A 19,595-nucleotide genomic window follows, 5' to 3' on the forward strand; every position below is an offset into this window, starting at 1 on the left:
GAACTCCGGCGTGAACGTTCGTTTCGTTGTCCCCATCAGACACCTTCCAGCCCCCATGGGAGCGTAGCAGAGGTGTCCACTCATTCAGAGGAGGATCAGCCAACAGATCGGTGAGCGTCATGACTTCGAGCGGGCCGTCCCAGTCGGCCACATCGGGGAAGTGCCGCCGCCAGGGCAGCACCTCGTCTGCTGCACTTCTGTCTGAGACCCGATCTGCACCTTCCGCCATATCCAACTCCGCCTGCGCAGAGATCCTTGGTTCTACGTCAGCCGTCTATCGTCTTCAGCGGTGAGCGGCAGACATCGCGACGAGCGGGCAGCCGCCCTCGTTGAGCGGCCGGAAAGCCTCCCTGCCGGGGATGGTGGCCAGCACTTTGTAGAGGTCCCATTCGCCCGTCGACTCGGCGGGGGGCTTCACCTCGAACAGGTACATGTCGTGGATCTTGCGCCCGTCCGGCCGGATCTCGCCCTTGCCGAAGAGCGGGTCGTCGGTCGGCAACTCCTTCATCTTGGCAACTACCGCCGCACCGTCCTTCGGTGAGGCCACCGCCTCGACCGCCTTCAGGTAATGCAGGGCACTGGCGTAGACCCCAGCCTGATAGGCCGTCGGCTTCCTGCCACCGAACCGCCTGGAGAAGCGGTCCGAGAAGCTGCGGGTCGCGTCGTTCAGGTCCCAGTAGAAGGCTTCCGTCAGCACGAGCCCCTGGGCCACGGCCGGGCCGAGCGCATGGATCTCAGCCAAGGAAATCAGCAGGGCCGCCAGTGCCTGCCCGCTCTGCCGAATGCCGAACTCACCTGCCTGTTTGATCGCGCTGGCCGTATCCCGTCCAGCATTGGCCAGCCCAATGACCTTCGCCTTCGAGGCCTGCGCCTGCAGCAGGAACGAGGAGAAATCGGAGTTCGGGAAGGGCGCTCTGACCGACCCCACGACCCTGCCGCCGCTTTTCTCGACGACGGCCGTGGTGTCGTGCTGGAGCACATAGCCGAAGGTGTAGTCGGCGGTGATGAAGAACCAGGTGTCGCCGCCGCGCTTGACCATCGCGCTGCCGGTGCCGTTGGCGAGGGCGACCGTGTCATAGGTCCAGTGCAGGGTGTTGGGCGTGCATTGCGAGCCGGTGAGGTCGGCCGTGCCAGCGCTAGAGGCGACGAAGACCTTGTTCTTGTCGCGCGTGATCTGGTTGACGGCCAACGCAGCGGAGGACGGCGGCAGGTCGAAGATCGCGTCGACCCCATCGCGATCATACCATTGTCGAGCGATGGCGGCGGCGACATCCGGTTTGTTCTGGTGGTCGGCGGAGACGACCTGAACCGAGAGGCCGTGTCTCGACGACGTAAAGTCCTCGGCCGCCATGCGCGCGGCCAGAACTGAGCCGGCACCTCCGGAGTCAGAGTAGACGCCGGAGCTATCGTTCAGCACGCCAATCTTAACGGCTGTCTGGGATGCGGCTGCTTCAGTCAGGAAGGCAATCACAGCAACAACAAGGATAAGCTGCCTCAACATTTTGGCACCCGTGGTCACCTTGTTGAAGAGGTTGTGACAGTGAAGAGGCGCTGTCCAGTCCGGGAAGTTTCACTGCTTGGAACCGCACGATTATTACTGGTGCCGCGCATGACGAACATGCCTTCTGGTGTCGATCTGTCCGCTAGGGCATGCCCATGCGGACAGCAGGGATTGACCGAGAAACTCTGTCCGTAAGGCTAGGATCCGGTCAGCGGATAACGGTCCTTACCAACAACACCCCAAAGACCTACTGAAGCGCGCTTCGCCCGGCCGGATTGGCTGTCTAGAAAACGACGGGAAACCATGCACGCCGTTTGCGTCCTGCCCGGCGCCCTGGCCCCTTGAGCATCCATGTCAGGAAACCCTGTTGGGAAATCAATTGTCCGGAATACGCTTGCGGTCGGACATTCCTCACACGCGTCGTGAGGGGCTGGCTCGGGTCACTCTGAGGCCTTCCCTTGAGCCGCGCCGAACGTCCGCTTCCCCATACCCTTCCGCCCCGAATTGAACGGGCCGCTCACGCCAATCTCGGTTGTTCCGGTTAGTGCTCCCAAGCCTAAGGAAAAGGGCCGGGGACCCATCGGGCAGTATACCCTCTGGCCCTCGAATTTAGTGCGGTGCCTGCGACGGGAACGAGGATAAACTTACGCGCTCGCTCTGCGCTCAACCACACACTATCCCTGCCGACGCTGCTCCGACCTACTGACGCATACTCGCCCGTGATCCCGCGGTACCGCGTCGCCAAGCCAACCTGATCGTCAGCATGAGCGTGTAGGCTACACGGCCGACCCACAGTTGCTGATAGTGCTCGGGGTTGAGCGCAGATACTCACCCACGGTCGCGACGCTCCACAGGACTCAGTAGTCGCTCATCGAGCGCGGCAGCCGCCGTGCTATCGCCGCGCCTCTGATAGAGGAGCAAGGGTCTGCAGCGCATTGTGCCGCCAAGGCGCTGGACGTCAGTGAGACCACCAATTCCGGTTCAGCGCGGCGCCGCCCGGACGCGCCATGATCGGCCGCTTCGCGCCATTTCCGGACCCTGGCTCTAGGCCGGAAAGCGGACCTTCGGCTTTGTGCCCATCTCGGTCGGCCAAACCAATCCGCTCCGAGCTTCAAAACGGCCCTCAGCGAGACGGACGAACCATCAAATCACCTGAAGCTGGGTGCCGGAGGCCCCGTTCAGCAGGCGCCGCAGATGGAAGCCGGCCAATGTGTCGTCCGGTCGTGTCCCGACCAGGGCCGCGAATGCCGGCATGGCGGCGGCATCGCCGGCCTCAAGCTTGGCGAACGCCTCCTGATAGCGGCTCAGCGTTAGCTCGTCGTAGGCTGCCACGGTTAGCGGTTCGAAGGCGCGTAGCGCCTCCTGTTTGCCGCGCAGGACGAGATCGCCGACGGGTCGGCCGCGGAACCGGTCGGTGCGCAGCACGACCTGGGCGCTCACGCAGATCCGCGTCCCGAGGTACTTGTTCGCGCCTTCCAGGCGCGCCGCCGTGTTGATGGTGTCCCCATAGGCCGTGTAGTCGAAGAAGCGGTTACCGCCGAAGTTGCCGACGATCGCGGGTCCCGCGTGTACGCCGATGCGCGTCTCACCTACCTCGATCCCTCTCGCCCGCCAGCGCACACGGAATGCCTCGGCAGTCTCGTCGAGGGCCAGGGCGCAGGCGACCGCTCGGGCGCCATGGTCCGGCTGGTCCCCCGGAGCACCAAACAGAACGTGGATCGCATCGCCGACGATCTTGGCCACCGTCCCCTCGTGCAGGAAGACGATGTCGGTCATCGCCGAGAGATAGTCGTTCAGGATGTCAGCGAGCCGGGCCGGATCGACGCTCTCGACCAGCGACGTGAAGCCTGCGATGTCAGTGAACAGCGAGGCCACCTCGCGCCGCACCCCACCCAGTTCGAGCCCCGACGGATCGGATGCGAGCCGCTCGGCGAGATTGGGTGAGAAGTAGCGCGAGAGCGAGGCATGCGCGCGCTCGGCAAGCACTTGGCGGCGGCGGCTCTCGCGCAGGGCCGCAACGTGGCGCAGCGTCCGCTCGATCGTCGTCTCGAGGTCGGCGAAGTCGATCGGCTTCGTGAGGAAGTCGAAGGCGCCGCGGTTCATGGCTGTACGGATATTGGCCATGTCGCCGTAGGCCGAGACGATGATGGTCGAGGGCTTATCGTCCGCCTCTTGGAGTTTGGCCAGCAGCGTCAGCCCGTCCATACGCGGCATGTTGATGTCCGACACAATCATGTCGATGTCCGCATGCTCAGCCACTAAGGCGAGCGCCTCGTGCCCGTCCTGCGCGAACAAAAAATGGACGAGCCCATCTCGAATCTGGCGCCGAAACTTCTGGACGACGAGGACTTCGAGGTCAGGTTCGTCGTCGACGACGAGGATCTTTGCGCGTGGGGTCTCGACGCTCATGCGGTCCCCGCGAACGCGGCGAGACGTGCGTCGATCTCGGCGCGCAAGGCGTCGAAGTCGATTGGCTTCGTCAGGAGGCCCGCGGCCCCGCCAGCAATAGCCTTCTCGCGCGTCTGCGCGTCGCCGTAGGCGGTGATCATGATGACCGGCACGTCGGGGCGAGCGGCGCGCACGATCGGCAGCAGCTCCAAGCCAGACATACCCGGCATATTGATGTCGGAGAAAATCAAGATCAGGCTCGCCCCGGCCGAGGCGGTGACATGCTGCAGAGCCTCTAGAGCCTCTGTCGCGGACTGGGCGAAGGCCATTGCGAAGCAGCCGTTCCGCAGCTCCCGCCGGAACTGCTGACGGAATAGGTCTGTGACATCGGGTTCGTCGTCCACAACCAGGATGAGAACAGTCATGCGAGCCCCTCTGGCTGGTCAGGCCGTGCATCGCGGGGCAGCACGATCGTGAACGCGCTGAACCGACCCGCTTGGGTATCGACGTCGATCGTGCCGCCGTGCTGCTTCACGACGATATCGTGGCTCAACGACAGGCCGAGGCCCGTGCCTTCGCCAGCGGGCTTAGTGGTGAAGAACGGGTCGAACATCTTCGCCCGAATTTCGTCCGGAATGCCGGTGCCGTTGTCCCACACCCGGATCTCCACATGATCGCCGCGATCGCGCGTTGCAACGGTGAGTGTTGGCTCGTAGCCTGGCTCCGTGCACTCGGCCTGCCGCTTGGCGGTGGCATAAAACCCGTTCCCGATCAGGTTGAGAAGCACCCGGCTCACTTCTTGCGGGTAGAGTTCGGCGGTCCCCGTGGCGGGGTCGAGGTCTCGAGCGAGCGTGACGTTGAAGCCCGGCTTCTCGGCGCGGGCGCCATGGTAGGCGAGATGTAGGCTCTCCTCGACCAAAGCGTTGACGTCGATGAGCCGGCGCTCACCTGAGCCGCTGCGCGAGTGAAGGAGCATGTTCCTGACGATGGAGTCGGCGCGCTTGCCGTGCTGCAGAACCTTGGCGAGGTTGCTCTTGAGCAGGGCAGCGACCTCGTCGACCTCCGCGTGGGTTTTCGCGTCGAGAGGCACAGACTGGAGCACCTCGCGCAGCTCGTCGATGAGTTCGCCTGACAGGGCAGCGAAGTTGTTCACGAAGTTGAGCGGGTTCTTGATCTCGTGCGCGATGCCAGCCGTCAGCTGGCCGAGGGAGGCCAACTTTTCAGTCTGGACGAGGCGATCCTGGGCACGGCGCAGATCGTCGAGCGAGCGCGAGAGTTCCTGGGTCCGGACCTGCAAGTCACCGAACAGCTCGGCGTTTTGCATTGCAATGACGACCTGATCGGCGAAGCTCTCGACCAGCTCGATCTGCTGCGGCGTGTAGGGACGCGCTGCTGGCCGTGCAAGCACTAGGACGCCGACTGCCTTGTTTCGTCTCAGCAGAGGGACTGCCATAATAGATCGCCAACCACCAAGATTGACGGATGCCTGAATTATGGACGTCTGAATAGAGAAATCCCGATCTAGCTCAATGTCTGATACGTGGATGGTCTGCCCAAGGAGAGCGCTGCGCCCCGCGATGCTGAACTCAGCGACAGGGAGAGGGTTCTCGATGTGCCACCGGATGAAGTCGGGCTGGCCGCCGAAACTCGTGTCGAGGTATAGCTTGTCGCCCTCACGCCTGAACAGGATGCAGCTCGCAGCGTCGCAGAGCCGAGTCGCCGACTCAATCAGGGTATCGAAGACCGACCTGAGATCGAAGGCCGAGCGGCTGATTGTCTTCAGCCCTTCGGCCATTGCGGTCTGCTGTTGGAGTGACTGATCCAGCTCCGCGGTCCGTGTCTGGACCTCGTGGAACAGGCGCGTGTTCTCGATCGCCAGCAGAGCTTGGTCCGCGAACGTCCGGACCAGCTGGATGTGCTCGGCCGAGAATGGCTTGGGCTCCTTGCGTGTTAGCGAGAACACGCCCTCGATGACGCCGTTGCGGAACATCGGGACGCCGAGCAAAGCTCGGGAGTCGCTGATGCCGGACCCCGTTCGGGCCTGGCTCGCGCCGGGGAAGGCATAATTCGGATCAAGGAGCTTGTCGGGTATGTGCACAACGGCGCGGGCGGCGACAACCTTTGGCACGAGGGACTTGTGCCAAAGCCGCCGCGGGTTGGCGGCCATGAATGCTTTGAATTCCGGCGTCGTGCCCCAGCTGGCGTCACCATAGAAGGCGTCTCCGTCCTCGTCCTGCCGCCTCAGGAAGATCGTGCTGTCATCGGCGTCGCACAGTTCCGCAGACGACTGGGCTATGACCTCCAGGACCGAAATCAGCTCGAAGGACGGATCGCTGATCGCCTTCAGGACATTCGATATCGCTGCGAGCTGATGCAGGGCGCGGTCCCGCTCCTCTGTGCGCTCAATCAGCTCAGTGCGCAGGTCGATAGGATGATCTTGTGGGTGCATCGGCGGGTGCGCGCGGCGGGGATGAGTGGCCAAGCCTGGGATTACAGTGCTATCAATCTCTATCTCTGTCCATAAGCACTCGAGCTGATCGTGGCTCGTCTGGCAGCGGTGATATGGGCTCCAGCCATGCAGTTGTGAGAGCGGCTGTATTCTCAGGCATGTTTAGAGGCGAACACCCGCGTGCAACGTCGTCGACGTGGCGCGCGGGTCTATATCTTTGTTTGAAAAGCACGGGCTAGGCACGGCTCAGAGAAGCCCGAGATAGTATGTGTGCGAATGAGTACGCCGCCGGGACGAGCTTGGCTCTAGCCGCAATAAGTCAGTCCAGGTCAGGCCCTTCTCGCGACCGATTGAATGCGAAGCTAGGGTCTGGGCCGGTGAGTCACCTTCCGGAGGCCGGCCGGGTGGCTGTCGGCCAACTCAGATCGCTCAGGCTCACTCGATCAGATCGCCCGGCAGCGGACCTTGCCAGAGCCCACTTTGGGCCACTTCAAGACATCTACCTGAGCTGCGCTGAACGTCCGCCTCCCCATACCTTCCGCCCCGAAGTGAACGGGCCGCTCTCGGCCAATCTCGATCGTTGCGGTTAGTGCTCCCAAGACTGCGGAAAGCCGGCCAGGGACCCATCGGGCAGTATATCCTCTGCCCCTCGAACTCAATGCGGTGCCTGCGGCAGGAACGAGGATAAACTTAAGCGATTGCTCTGCACTCAACCCGCACCACGCCTACCGACGCAGCTCCGGCCTACTGCCGTCTACTCAGCCGCGATCCTCCGCGTGCTGTCTCGCGTAGCCCTGTCGATCGCCTATCGAAGCACGCGCAGGATCTGCGGCCGGCGCGCCGTTGCTGATTATGCTCGGGAGTTGAGCGCAGAGCATCGTGAGCGTGGGCTGGCCAAGATCATCTTTCCCTTCGGGCTCAACCCACACGCCCACATAATCCCACCACCGCTCCCGAGCAGCCGAATTACGTTGTGGGGGTAGGGGGCGCCGGCGAAGTATCAGGGGTTGGGTGCAGATACTCACCTGCGTCGCGCCGCTCCACAGGACGCGGCGTCCGCTCATCAAGCGCGGCAACCGCCCAGCTAACGACCGCGCCTCTGGCGGAGGAGCGAGGGTCTGCAGCGCATTGCGCCGCCAAGGAGCTGGACGTCAGTGAGGCCACCGATTCCGGTTCAGCGCGCCCCGCCCCGGACGCGCCCTGAATGGCCGCTTCGCGCCACGAGCGGACATTCGGTCAGCCCAATTTCAACGGCCGATGTGTGCTTTGAAGCGGACCCTCGCGGATTGGACATTATGGAGCCTGTCAGGCGGCGCTTCCGTTGCGTAGATGCAGGTACGCGGGGTCAAACTCCGCGACCGCCGCGAGACGATGCCACTCCTCGATCACGAGGGTGCCACCGCGCAGGCTGATCAGCCCCTGGCCGCGCATCTCCTGCAGCACGCGGTTGACGTGCACGTTCGACAAGCCGAGCGCGTCGCTCAGGTCGATCTGCGTGATCGGAAACGGACAGCGGTGCTCGCCACCGAGCCCCACCGCCTGCTGCCGCAGGTACAGCTCGCAGAACAGATGCGCCATGCGCTCATAGGCCGGCCGACGCCCCACACCTGTGAGCCACGCCCGGTAGGTGGCTGCATCGGCCATGAGGTCGCGCCAGAGAAGCGCCGCAAGGCCTGGGAAGTGCGCGATCAGCTCGCGCAGGCTCTCGTGAGGGATGAGGGCCACAGTCGCCCGGGTGAGCGCGGCGATGCCGTGGTCCATCACCTCCGAATACAGGCTCTCCAGATCAGGCACGTCGCCCGCGATGTGGAACGACAGGATCTGGCGCCGGCCCATGCTGAGCATCTTGTAGCGACAAACCCAGCCGTTCAGCACGAGGCCACACAGACTGGGTCGGTTACCTTCGCGCACGAGGTCCTGCCAGGGATCGAGAACCCGCGTCTTCACCGGCAGGCTCTCGATGGCCTGCCGCTCCTCGGCCGTGAGCCGGCCGATGCTGTCGAGCTTGCGCAGGAGCATAGTCAGGCCGTGATCGGGCGGCAGCATGGTCCCTCTCCCTCGTCACAGGCTGAGCTGCATGGCTCCAGGATCAACGTGTGAGAAGCAACGCAGTTGATTTCGGCCAGACCGGCGTTGTGCTTGATGAGGTTGTCCGTACGGGAACTGGCCTCGTCCGGAACGGGCCTCATCCACTCGGGCTTTCCGTCAGGAGGCTACTCTCGGAGGCGACGCTGGACGCCAACGACACCGATCTGCGGCAACGCCTGCAGAAGGCGACTGCCAGGGCTGACGAAGCCGAGCGTCAGCTGGCCGACGCCGAGAGGCATTGCGCCGCCTTGCAGGACGAGAAACATCAGCTTGTGGGCGAGCTGCAGCACCAGGTGCGCAACCTTCTGGCGGTGGTGCGCTCGGTCGCGCGGCGCTCGGGCGAGACCAGCGAGAGCGTCGAGGACTACGCGATGTACCTCGACGGGCGGCTCACCGCGCTCGCGCGCGTTCATGGTGCGATGGTGGTCGATCCGCGCGCCAAGCTCGGCCTGCACACGCTGATCTCGGATGAGCTTCTGTCCTACCATGCCAAGGAGGGCGAGCAGGTGGACCTGTCCGGTCCCCGCATCCTGCTGCAGCCCCAGGCTGTGAGCCCGCTCGCTCTGGCCTTCCACGAGTTGGCGACGAACGCGATCAAGTTCGGGGCGCTCACCCGTCAGGAGGGGCGCATCAACGTGTCGTGGCAGCGCGAGGACGGTCCCGAGCCGCGCCTTGTGATGACGTGGCGCGAGCGGGGCGGCCCGCCTGTTTCGCCACCGGAGCGCCGGGGCTTCAGCCTGACGCTGCTGGAGCGCGTACTGCCCTACGAGCTGCAGGCTGAGGTCAGCCTGGACTTCGCGCCGACCGGCTTGAGCTGCACGATCGCGCTGCCCCTGACCGCTCGGATCGTTGCGGAGGAGGCGAACCTCACCAACTGAGCCGACCGGCGTGGCGGGCTGTCAGGTAAACAGCGCCGTGGCGACCTGCGCCAGCTCCAGGGGCTTCTCGCAGTGGCGCACGCCGGCGTAGCGGGCCGGGATCATGGTCTTGTCGTAGCCGGTGGCGAAGATGAAGGGCACGCCGCGCGCCTGCAGGGCCTCGGCCACGGGGTAGACCATCTCGTCCTGCAGGTTGATGTCGAGCACCGCTCCGTCGATCTTGGGCGTCTTCGCAATCAGCGCCAGCGCCTCTTCCACCCGCGGCACGGGACCCAGCACCTCCGCCCCGCATGCCGCGAACTGGCGGCGCAGGTCGTCGGCGATGAAGTACTCGTCCTCCACGACAAGCACGCGGCAGCCGGCGAGCGGGGTGGTGGCAGACATCATGGCTTACTCTCCCAGGCAGCTCCGTCACTGAGCGGCAGGTCGATGGAGCAACGCAGTTCCGTCGCGCCGAGTTCGTAGCTCGTCCTGGCCTGCAGCACGTAGGGCAGCGCCCGCTCGATCAGCTCGCGCCCGTAGCCGCGCCGGATCAGGCTCTGCTCATCGGACAATCCGCCGATACCTTCTTCCACCCACTCCAGAGCCAAGCGCCGGCCCTCGCCCTCCGGCACAGGGACCCGCCACCTAACCGTGAGCTGCCCCTGATCGCTGCCGAGCGCGCCGTACTTGCGGGCGTTGGTGGCCAGCTCATGCAGCGCCAGCGCCAAGGTCTGCACGCTGCCCTTGCGCAGGGTCACGGCAGGGCCGTCCAGCACGATGCGCTCCCGCAGGTCCGCAGCTCCAAGCGCATCGAGTTCGCTCTCGATCAGGGCCCGGATGGTGATCGGCTCCTGGTCTGCGCGGGAGAGCAGGCCCTGCACACGCGAGAGGGCGGCTAAGCGGTCGTTGAACTGGCTCTGGAACACCTCCAGCGAGGAACTCGCCGCCATGGTCTGCTGCGCGATAGAGCGCACGACGGCGATGAGGTTGCGGGTGCGGTGCTGCAGCTCGGCGACGACGACGGCCTGCTGCTCCTGAAGCTCGCGCAGGTCGTGAATGTCGGTGGAGGTGCCCAGCCACTCGACGATGCGTCCCTGATTATCGCGCACTGGCGCGGCACGAACGGCGAACCAGCGGTAGCTCCGCTCGGCGATGTGGCAAATCCGGTACTCGGCGCTAAACACGCCTGTGGTCGCGGCCTCGCTCCATGCTCTTATGGCAGCCTCGCGATCATCGGGGTGGAGCGCGTCCAGCCAACCAAGGCCGCGGCTCTGCTCCGAAGACAGGCCCGTGTAGGTGCTCCATTGCGGGCTCAACCATGTCCGGTGTCCGCCGTGGCCAGCCCGCCAGACGAGCTGCGGCATGCCCTCGATCAACGCCCGCTGACGGGCCTCGCTCTCGCGCAGCGCCTCATCGGCCTCGCGCTGCTCAGTGACGTCTTGGCCGACCTTGAGGAAGCCCCGCAACGAGCCGTCCGGATGATGCAGCGTGGTGACACTACCATCGATGAACACGCGCGAGCCGTCCTTGCGGATGTGCCAGCGCACGTTCGGCGCCCAGCCCTCGCGGCGAGCTGTGTCGATCTCCTTGTCGTCCTCGCCCGCCTGCCGGTCCTCGGGGGTGAACAGGATGCTGCCGGGCTGGCCAATAGCCTCCTCGGCTGTCCAGCCGAACACGTCCGCTGCGCCGGCGTACCAGTCGGTGATGCGGTCCTCGGGATCGGCGGTGAAGATGGCGTAGTCGCGGGCGTTCTCGACCACGAGGCGGAAACGCTCCTCGGTCGCGCGTAGATGGCCCACCTTCTGCAGGCGGTCGATCACCGGCCCCAGGATGGTGGCGTAGGTGCGCAGGAACTCGGTGTGCTCGGTGCCGAACTCGCGCGGTTCGGTCGCGTCCACCTGCAGCAGGCCGTAGGGCTTCTTGCCCGGCACGAAGATCGGCACGTTGGCCAGTGCCACCACATCGGCCTGTCTCATGAACTCGGGGACCTCGAAGCGCTCCTCCGTGCGGATGTCCTGCGTGATGACGGGCGTGCCTTCCTTGATTGCGAAGGTCTCGGAGGAGTGCTCCCTCATGGGCAGCCGCAGCCGACCGACGATGCCGGGATCCCAACCGACGCCGGCGCGCACGAGCAGGTATTGCCCGTCCTCTTGGATCTCCAGGACCTTGGCGCGGATGGTGCGGAGTGCTTCGGCGACGAGACGGCAGGCTTCGGCAAGGACCTCATCGAGGTTCTCGCTGCGCAGGGCGAACTCGCCGAAGTCGGCCAGCACCCGCTGGCGCTTCATCATCTGCTCTTGGCTGGGCATCGCAGCTCCCCGGCACTGAGCGATCAGGCGCTCGTCAGCGAGGAACTACGGTCCAGAACCTGCGCAGCACCTCAACCACCTGTGTGAACGCGCGAGCCGGCGCTGGGTCCAAGTCCGTTCCAATAGAGCTTGCCCGTGTGCAACGTTCCAGACACACCCAAAGCCCGTTCCAAGTGCATGCCTCTGCGGTTTTGGAACGCGCGTTCGTGGCGCGTCTAAGACTTCCTGGAACGACCCCTCATTGAGCAGGAATCCGATTCGCGCTCCACCTTGCGCATCTCCGCGTCAGCCTATGTACCTCCCGAAGCGCACGAGGCGCTCTCGTTCGTGGTGAGAGGGAAAGAGCAGAGATGAAGGCGTTCGTCATGCGTGCGCCGGGCGGCCTCGATTGCTTGGAAATCATCGAGCATTCCGACCCCGGCGCGCCTGGGCCGGGTGAGATCCGCGTCGCGGTGCACGCCACCTCCCTGAACTACCACGACCTCCTCGTCGCAACCGGCCAGTTTCCGGCTGCAGACGGTCGTGTGCTCATGTCCGATGGTGCGGGCGTGGTCGAGGTCGTCGGCTCAGGCGTGACGGAGTTCAAGCCCGGCGATTACGTGGTCTCCTGCTTCTTTCCCCAATGGCAAGATGGCCTGCCGCAGGCACCGGTGGGAAGCTTTGCCGGCGTGCCGGGCGACGGGATCGACGGCTTCGCCTCATCTCATGCCGTGCGATCGGCTCATGCTTTCACACATGCGCCCAGAGGCTGGAGCCATGCCGAAGCCGCCACCATCACGACCGCAGCTCTAACGGCCTGGCGCGCCTTGGTCGCGGACGGCGGTCTCAAAGCTGCCGACGTCGTGCTGGCGCTCGGCACCGGGGGCGTCGCAATTGCCGCGCTGCAGATCGCCAAGCTCATGGGGGCGGCCGTGATCATCACCTCGTCATCCGATGAGAAGCTCGAGCGCGCCAGGGCACTCGGCGCAGATCACGTCATCAACTACCGACAGCATGCGGACTGGGGGACAAGGGCCCGCGACTGGACCGGCGGCCGTGGCGTTGATCATGTCCTGGAGATCGGCGGCCCCGGCACACTGGCGCAATCCATAGAGGCGGTGCGGGTCGGCGGACATATCTCGCTGATCGGCGTTCTGACCGGCCTCAGCGGCGACGTGCCCACCGCGCAGCTGATGACCAAGCAAGCCCGGCTTCAAGGTTTGATCGTCGGGAGTCGCCGCCAACAGCAGGAGTTCGTGGCCGCGCTGAACCTGTCCGACATACGTCCCGTCATCGATCGCAGCTTCACGTTCGAACAGTTGCCAGACGCGGTCCGCCATCAAGAGCGCGGTGCGCATTTCGGCAAGATCTGCGTGGAGTGGTGATCGCCGAGCTTGGGCGGTGAGGAGCTGAGCGGTCCTCGGCCTCCGCTTCAATGTGCCTCCCTTCTCGCGGCGGCATGAGATTGAATGCCGCTTTGCGTTGGAGGAATAAGGGCTGGGGACCCATCGGGCAGTGTACCCCCTAGCCCTCGAATTCAGGGCGGTGCCTGCTGCGCGGACAAGGATACACTCATGCATCCGCTCTGCACTCAACCGCTCAGCATCAAGCCACCCGGCCCACCCCCAACTTCCTGACGCCTACTCAGCCACGAGCCTGCCTGTTCTGCCTTCTGCCGACTTGTCGCGAGTATATGCGTACAGGCTCCATGGCTGAGATTCTGCCGCTGGCTATGCCCGGTGTTGAGCGCAGAACACAATGTGCGTGGGGCGGCGAGGCCGCAGTGTGCTCCTTACTCAAGCCGCCCGACCAACTCGCCCCGGTGCAGCTCCTCGCCAGTCTACTCGCCGTCCGGGTGTAGAGGGGTCTGGTAGGGAGCCTGGAGGTTGAGTGCAGACAGTTGTCCGCGGTCGCAGCGCTCACAGAATGGCCGCGACGCTGATCGCGTTCCACCTGGCTTCGATCTCGCTGGCAACGACCGCTTTTTGTCGGTCAGTGCGTCTTGGGTATAGGTGTTAGGCCGATTTCGCGGACGGGTTCGTCTCCGAGGACGGCGCGACAATGCGCAGGCCGGAGAACCTGCGGCTGCCAGGCGTAGGCCGCGCGATGCGCCCGAGATCCATCAGCGGCTGCATAGGAGCCTCCGCGAGATCCAGCAGCTTGGCCTCGCGCCAACGGAGCGTGAACGCGTCGCGCTTGAACCGGCGCGGCTTCTTCTCCTCGACCAAGAGGATGAGCTTGCCGCTCCATGTTTTTTTGAACCAGAACCGACCCGTCAGCGCCACCGCATGACCCCACGTAGAGTGAATGCACAACTGCAACGGCCAAGCTTGTGGCAGGTTCCGCTATCGAGCCTCACATTCGGAGGATGATTACCATTCGCGAAACTCCGCCTTGATGGCGCCCCAGCACGAAATTGGCACCAGCCCGAGGCGCAGCGGCACCTTGCTAAGAAGCCCACTGATGCGGACCCGGCCTCCTGACGCCAACTCGGCCGCGATCCTGCGTTTGTCGTATCGCCAAGCCGATCCGATCGCCAGCATGGGCGCGCAGGATCTACGGTCGGTGCGCTGTAGCTGATTTGCTCAGGGGTTGAGCACGGAGAAAAATGTGCGTGGTCCGACCAAAATCGCACAGTACCGACGCCGACCGCACCGCTAGCCAGTATAGTCGGGCCTGCGAAGGCAGGATCTGGACGTGACTGACCTCGACGAACTGAAAGGCATGGCCAACGAACTGGCGTCCATGAAGGGACGATTTGTTGAGGGTAACGGCGAGTGGTTCCTGCGCACCGATGATCAAGCCAGGTTCTCTGCCCTAGAGGCAGAAGCCAGGTCAATTCTCGAGGACACTCTAGGCCCGGCCAACCAGTTCACCATGAACATCATCTATGCGGTCGGTAACGGCACCGGTGGTTTCCAGGGAGGCCCATCGCTCGCTTGCGTCACCGAGGTCGAAGCCCACCTCCATAGCGCGATCCGAACAATTGAGCGCAAGGCACGCGCTGCTCCACTGGAGGCCGCCAGGGCTGCGACCAGGCCACCCTACGTAAACTCCGAGCGCATCTACCGGCTGCAGATGCTTCAGAGCGAGTCCTTCGATTTTTCCAAGCTGATCAAGCTGTGCAGCGAGCTGAACATCGCGCACGAACACGAATGCCACCATGCCGTCGCCATGCTAGTGCGATCGATCATCGACCATGTGCCGCCGGTTTTCGGGCATAAGACCTTTATCGAGGTCGTATCTAACTACGGGGGTGCCGGCTCATCGTTCAAAAAGTCGATGGAGCATTTGCAGAAGGCATTGCGCAACATCGCTGACGCCCACCTTCACTCACCAATCCGACAGCGGGAAAGCCTGCCCACGGACACTCAAGTTGATTTCAGGGCGGCGCTCGACCAGCTCCTCGCCGAGACAATCCGGATCGCCTGAGCCAGAACGCAACGGCGCAGGGACGGAAAGCCTCTGGACCGCTGCGATCGGCCGCCGAGGGGACGATGATGGCCCCTGCCTCTCACGCTCAAACACGTCGACAATTCGCAATTGAAGAAGGCTGGGGACCCACAAGCGATTGGGCGTTATGGAGCCCGACGCCGCCCTTCAGACCCGTAAGGATCAGAATTTGCGGATGAGGGGCTCCGGCATCGGTGCGGGCGCCTCACCGAAGGTGTAGCGGATGCCGCCGTAGATCGAGAGCGGCTGCGCCAGCGTCGTCGTGCGCGGGTTGTTGATGGACAGGACGTTGTTCACCGGGCCCGTCTCCGCGAACGTGCCGAACGTCGCGTAACGGTTGTTGGTCAGGTTGGTCACGTACCCGAACAGCTCCAGGTTCTGGTCCACCCGGTAGGTCGTGTTGAGGTTTAGCACGTAGTAGGGCGGCAGCTTCGGGTTCAGGTTCGACTCGTCGCCCCGGTAGTAGGACGACGAGTAGGCCTGGAGCGCGAGGCCGACGCGCCAGCGCGGCAGCACCTCGACGTCGAAGCCGATCTTGAATTGGTGGGCTGGGACCAGCGGCACCTTGTTGCCGGGTCGGACGAAGATGGCACCGTCGTCGGAGAGCGGGTTGTTCGGCGAGGACAGCGTGCCGGTGAACTGGAAGGTGGCGTCGATCAGCGCGTAGTTCGCGTAAACCGAGAGCCAGTCGGAGACGTACTCGGCCCCAACCTCGACGCCCTGGCGCTGGGTGGCCGGAACGTTGATGAAGTAGCCGCGCGCCGCGTTGCCGGGCGTGGCGAGCTGGATGATGTCGTTCGCCAGATCCGTGCGGAAGGCGCCGACCTTCCAGTTCACGAGGCCGCCGTCGTAGAAGTCCGGCAGCCTGCCGCGGAAGCCCACCTCGTAGGTCTGGCCGGTGACCTGCTTGAGCGGCGGGTCCGCAACCACCGAGTTCGGCAGCAGGCAGGGCCGGTCCGGATTGGCGCAGGCGAGTTCGAGCGGCGTTGGCGCGCGGTTCGACTCGGAGTAGCCGCCATAGAGCGAGAAGTTCGGCGTGAAGCGGTAGGTCAGGCCGGCGAGCGGGTTGATCTTGTTGTAGTAGTGCGTGCCCGTCACGTCGGGCGAGAAGCCGGTGAGGTCCTGCGTGGTGATGCGGGCGAAGTTGAGCCGTGCGCCGGCCGTCAGCGACAGCGCGTCGGTCAGGTCGATCGTGTCGGTGGTGTAGAGGCCCATGTAGAGGTTCGAGCCATTGACGTTCGAGGGCGCGATGCCGAGCGCCCCGGCCGTGCGCAGATACTCGGTGCCGAGCCCTGGGATGGTGCCGTAGAACGGGTTGTTCGGGTTCGTGGTGACGCTCAGATCGGGATTGATCACGCCGAGCGTGCTCGACGACTTGAAGCTGTAGCTGGCCACATCGATCGAGCCGCCGACCACGAAGCTGTTGTTGAAGCCAAAGACCTTGTCGCGGTTGGCCGCCTGCAGCGAGCCGCCGTAGCCGGTCGCCTCAGTCTTGGTGGTGTCGAGGGTGGCATACGGCACGTTGGGCGTGAACGGGATGCCAGTCGGGCCTGTGCCGCGGCCGAGGATCAGGAACTGGTTGCGGAAGGCGAGCTGTGACTGGCCGGCCGAAGGGGTGAAACCGTCATCCTCGTAACAGAGCCGGCCGCGGAAGCTCGAACGCGTGCTGCAGTTCTCGAAGTTGCCGTCGTTGCCATCGACAAGGGTCTGGCTGAAGCGGCGGAAGTAGGCGTTGCCGGACAGGTCCCAGGTCGGCGAGAGGTCGACCCGACCGGTGACCTGGAGGGTGCCGAGTTCGCTCGTAATCGTCTGCGGATTGGTGAAAATCGCCCGCGGGTCGACATGCGTGAAGTCGACCGGCGTTGCCGACGTCGCACCGTAGAAGGTGCGGGCGAACTGGCCGATGACGTGGAACTCCGAGTCAGGCGTGCGGTAGCCGAGGTCCGAGTAGATCCGGCCGATGGTGCTCGGGCTCAGGTAGCGCCAGCCGCGGTCGTTCAGGCCCTCGCCGGCGAAGTAGAAGCTCCAGGGGCCGATCATCTTGCCGTACTGGAGCGAGCCGTTGATGCGCCCGTCCGAGCCGCCCGAGGCTGTGACCTCGGTGCCCTGCCAGAGGAAGCCGTTCTTCATCTGGATGTTGAGCGCACCGCCGAGCGCGTTGAGGCCGAAGACGGGATTGCCCGTGACGACGTCGATGCGGTTGATGGCGACCGACGGGATCAGGTCGAGGTTGACCGTGTCGCCGAAGGCCTCGTTGATGCGCACGCCGTTCTGGTAGACGGCCAGCCCCTGCGGCACGCCCGCGACCGGCGAGGCCTGGAAGCCGCGATAGAAGATGTCGAGGCGGTTGTTGTTGCCCTGAGCATCGGACAGGCTGAGGCCCGGCACGCGGCGGGCCAGGGTTTCGGTCGTGCTGAGGATCGCCCGGTCGAATGCGAGGTCGGAGGCGGTTACCGTCTCGACGGTGCTGGGGATCTTGTAGAGGGGCTGGGCGCCGCCGCGCAGGCGCTCCGTCGAGGGCACCTGAAGCGACGGACCGCCGGGCACACCGAGCACGGACACGTCCGGTGCGCCGCTGCCGGCGGCCGAGCCCACCGGCGTCGTCGCGACGACACTCAGTTCCCCCAGCGTAACGGATTGCTGGGCCTGAGCTGCCATCGGCATCAGCGCCACCGATGCGATCAAGCTGCCGCGCAGCGCCTTCATGTGTGTTTCCCCTCAGCGTTCTGGCCCACCGGCTTACGGCCAAGGCGAGATTTTAGGCAGCCACCCGAGCTGAATTTCGCATCTGATTTCCAGCACTTAATCCAAACAGGCGATTCAATTCCGGCTGTCGTGTCGGTGAAGCAACAAGTTTGGGTTGCTTCTGCAATGCTGCCGGGACGAGGTGGCAAAAACGGGCGGGATAAATAGGCAACGCACTTGGCAAGGAGTACGACGAAGGCGGAACGTTCGGCCTTCGTGAGCCCATGGCCTGCAGCTACTCAGACTTCGCTGAGCCGACCCACCCACGCATTGTGAAGCGCCTCAAAGGCCGCGGCCGGCTCCTGTCGGCGAGTTTGGACCCATTGAGAGTCGAGTGCGAACTGTTCGTGGGGAAGACACAGTTCGGGCTCCACGGTTACGGTCTGCTCCGAGGAGATCCGGAAGCCCTGACAGTGCGGTGGTTGATCCCGGACATTGTGCTGCGCCTGGATGATGGGCGCCGGCTGGAGCTGTCCATCACGGACCTGTCCGGTAAAGTCGCGCGGGTGGAGATGATCACGATCCCGAGATGGCTGGTGCAACGCCGTCGCGATCGATGACAAACACGCGACGTTTGCGCCCGCCGAATTCTATCCGATCCAGCGTACCGGCGTTCCAATAGGGCTTGCCCTAGTGGAACGTTCCAACCATCGCAGACTGCTATGTAAGGAAAACGACGGGAAACCTTCCACTCGGATTGCGTCCTGCCCGGCGTCCCTGCCCCTCGTTCACCCGTGTCAGGAAACCCAGTTAGGAAATCAATTGAACGGAAAACGCCTGCGACCGGACATTCCTCACACGCGTCGTGAAGGACCGATTTGGGCCACTTCAAGACATCTGCCTGAGCTGCGTTGAACGTCCGCTTCCCGAACCTTCCGCCCGAAGCGAACGGGCCGCTCACGGCCAATCTCGGTCGTTCCGGTTAGTGCTCCAAAGCCTGAGAAAAACGGGCCGGGGACCCATCGGGCCGTATACCCTCTGGCCCTCGAACTCAATGCGGTGCCTGCGGCGGGAACGAGGATAAACTTACGCGCTCGCTCTGCGCTCAACCACACACTATCCCTGCCGACGCTACTCCGGCCTACTGCCGTCTACCCGGGCGCAACCTTTCGCGTGTAGGGTTCACAAGACCATTTCGATCGCCAGCATGGGCGCCCAGGCTACACGGCCGATCCGCAGTTGCTGGTAGTGCTTGGGGTTGAGCGCAGAGCATCGTGAGCGTGGGCTGGCCAAGATCACCCTGCTCTTCGGGCTCAACCCACACGCCCACATCACCGTACGACCGCTCTCGACCAGCCGACTTGCCCTCTGGGCGTAGGCGGCGCCAGGGAGGTACTTGGGGTTGAGCGCAGATACTCACCCGCGGTCGCGACGCTAACAGGACTCGGCGGCCGCTCATCAAGAGCGGCAGCCGCCCAGCTATCGACCGTGCCTCTGGCAGAGGAGCGAGGGTCTGCAGCGCATTGCGCCGCCAAGACGCCGGACCTCAGCGAGGCCACCTATTCCGGTTCAGTGCGGCGTCGCCCAGACGCGTCCTGAACGGCCGTTATGCGCCCATTCCGGCCGTAACCCGCTATCGTCTCGGCAGACCGAAAGCAGCCGTTGCAACGGCCCAGACTATAGGCCCGGATTGCGCCATGAGCGGAAGTTAGGTCGTTCGGCTCACAGAGGCAGGTATCCTGCTGGAAGCGGGCATTCGCAGGTAGGGTATTACGGAACCGATACAGGGGCGGGACCGCTCAACCCTGGTCTGCGTCGAAGTAGCGACCCTCGTGGTCAAGGTGCAGGTAGTTCGGGTTGAACAGCGACACCACCTGGAGCGC

14 protein-coding genes are annotated in these 19,595 nt (G+C 64.3%); 4 read left to right on the forward strand and 10 right to left on the reverse strand.

Features of this window, described 5'->3' with window-relative positions; all coding sequences use genetic code 11:
- The 6 genes from WDW90_RS26915 to WDW90_RS26940 form a co-directional block, all read right to left on the reverse strand.
- Positions 1–229 (reverse strand): hypothetical protein (locus WDW90_RS26915; protein WP_336490585.1); only part of this gene is annotated, 229 nt, incomplete at its 3' end.
- A 54-nt stretch (positions 230–283) separates the two neighbouring features.
- On the reverse strand, positions 284–1,501 hold the full coding sequence (locus WDW90_RS26920; RefSeq protein ID WP_336490586.1) for an ABC transporter substrate-binding protein: 1,218 nt from the start codon (positions 1,499–1,501) through the stop codon (positions 284–286).
- A gap of 1,143 nt (positions 1,502–2,644) precedes the next feature.
- Positions 2,645–3,910 carry an adenylate/guanylate cyclase domain-containing protein gene (locus WDW90_RS26925; RefSeq protein WP_336490587.1) on the reverse strand — a complete coding sequence of 422 codons (1,266 nt, stop codon included), beginning with the start codon at positions 3,908–3,910 and terminating at the stop codon, positions 2,645–2,647.
- On the reverse strand, positions 3,907–4,314 hold the full coding sequence (locus WDW90_RS26930) for a response regulator (RefSeq protein WP_336490588.1): 408 nt from the start codon (positions 4,312–4,314) through the stop codon (positions 3,907–3,909). The genes WDW90_RS26925 and WDW90_RS26930 overlap by 4 nt, the downstream gene beginning before the upstream one ends.
- Positions 4,311–6,371, reverse strand: coding sequence for a GAF domain-containing sensor histidine kinase (locus WDW90_RS26935; RefSeq protein WP_336490589.1), 2,061 nt, complete (start codon positions 6,369–6,371; stop codon positions 4,311–4,313). The genes WDW90_RS26930 and WDW90_RS26935 overlap by 4 nt, the downstream gene beginning before the upstream one ends.
- A gap of 1,272 nt (positions 6,372–7,643) precedes the next feature.
- Positions 7,644–8,384: a Crp/Fnr family transcriptional regulator gene (locus tag WDW90_RS26940; RefSeq protein ID WP_336490590.1), complete on the reverse strand. Its 741-nt coding sequence runs from the start codon at positions 8,382–8,384 to the stop codon at positions 7,644–7,646.
- Positions 8,385–8,434: 50 nt separating this feature from the next.
- Here WDW90_RS26940 and WDW90_RS26945 point away from each other — a divergent pair, with 50 nt between their 5' ends.
- On the forward strand, positions 8,435–9,304 hold the full coding sequence (locus tag WDW90_RS26945; RefSeq protein ID WP_336490591.1) for an HWE histidine kinase domain-containing protein: 870 nt from the start codon (positions 8,435–8,437) through the stop codon (positions 9,302–9,304).
- A gap of 21 nt (positions 9,305–9,325) precedes the next feature.
- On the opposite strand, the gene WDW90_RS26950 is transcribed toward WDW90_RS26945, so the two are convergent.
- Together WDW90_RS26950 and WDW90_RS26955 are read right to left on the reverse strand one after the other, a co-directional pair.
- A complete protein-coding gene (locus WDW90_RS26950; RefSeq protein ID WP_336490592.1) occupies positions 9,326–9,691 on the reverse strand; it encodes a response regulator in 366 nt (121 codons plus the stop codon).
- Positions 9,688–11,595 (reverse strand): PAS domain S-box protein, encoded by a 1,908-nt coding sequence (locus WDW90_RS26955; protein ID WP_336490593.1) that lies wholly within the window; start codon positions 11,593–11,595, stop codon positions 9,688–9,690. Before WDW90_RS26955 ends, WDW90_RS26950 begins: the two co-directional genes overlap by 4 nt.
- A 350-nt stretch (positions 11,596–11,945) precedes the next feature.
- Here WDW90_RS26955 and WDW90_RS26960 point away from each other — a divergent pair, with 350 nt between their 5' ends.
- The gene (locus WDW90_RS26960; RefSeq protein WP_336490594.1) at positions 11,946–12,959 is read left to right on the forward strand and encodes a zinc-dependent alcohol dehydrogenase family protein; all 1,014 of its coding nucleotides are present in this window, start codon (positions 11,946–11,948) and stop codon (positions 12,957–12,959) included.
- Between the two features lie 630 nt (positions 12,960–13,589).
- On the opposite strand, the gene WDW90_RS26965 is transcribed toward WDW90_RS26960, so the two are convergent.
- Positions 13,590–13,859: a hypothetical protein gene (locus WDW90_RS26965; protein WP_336490595.1), complete on the reverse strand. Its 270-nt coding sequence runs from the start codon at positions 13,857–13,859 to the stop codon at positions 13,590–13,592.
- A 412-nt stretch (positions 13,860–14,271) separates the two neighbouring features.
- Here WDW90_RS26965 and WDW90_RS26970 point away from each other — a divergent pair, with 412 nt between their 5' ends.
- Positions 14,272–15,006 (forward strand): hypothetical protein, encoded by a 735-nt coding sequence (locus WDW90_RS26970; protein WP_336490596.1) that lies wholly within the window; start codon positions 14,272–14,274, stop codon positions 15,004–15,006.
- Between the two features lie 183 nt (positions 15,007–15,189).
- On the opposite strand, the gene WDW90_RS26975 is transcribed toward WDW90_RS26970, so the two are convergent.
- The gene (locus WDW90_RS26975; RefSeq protein ID WP_336490597.1) at positions 15,190–17,733 is read right to left on the reverse strand and encodes a TonB-dependent receptor; all 2,544 of its coding nucleotides are present in this window, start codon (positions 17,731–17,733) and stop codon (positions 15,190–15,192) included.
- 263 nt (positions 17,734–17,996) lie between these two features.
- Here WDW90_RS26975 and WDW90_RS26980 point away from each other — a divergent pair, with 263 nt between their 5' ends.
- Positions 17,997–18,332, forward strand: a complete 336-nt coding sequence (locus WDW90_RS26980) for a hypothetical protein (protein WP_336490598.1) — start codon at positions 17,997–17,999, stop codon at positions 18,330–18,332.
- Positions 18,333–19,595 lie beyond the last annotated feature (1,263 nt).

This window comes from Methylobacterium nigriterrae (assembly GCF_037106235.1).
Taxonomy (GTDB): Bacteria; Pseudomonadota; Alphaproteobacteria; order Rhizobiales; family Beijerinckiaceae; genus Methylobacterium; species Methylobacterium nigriterrae.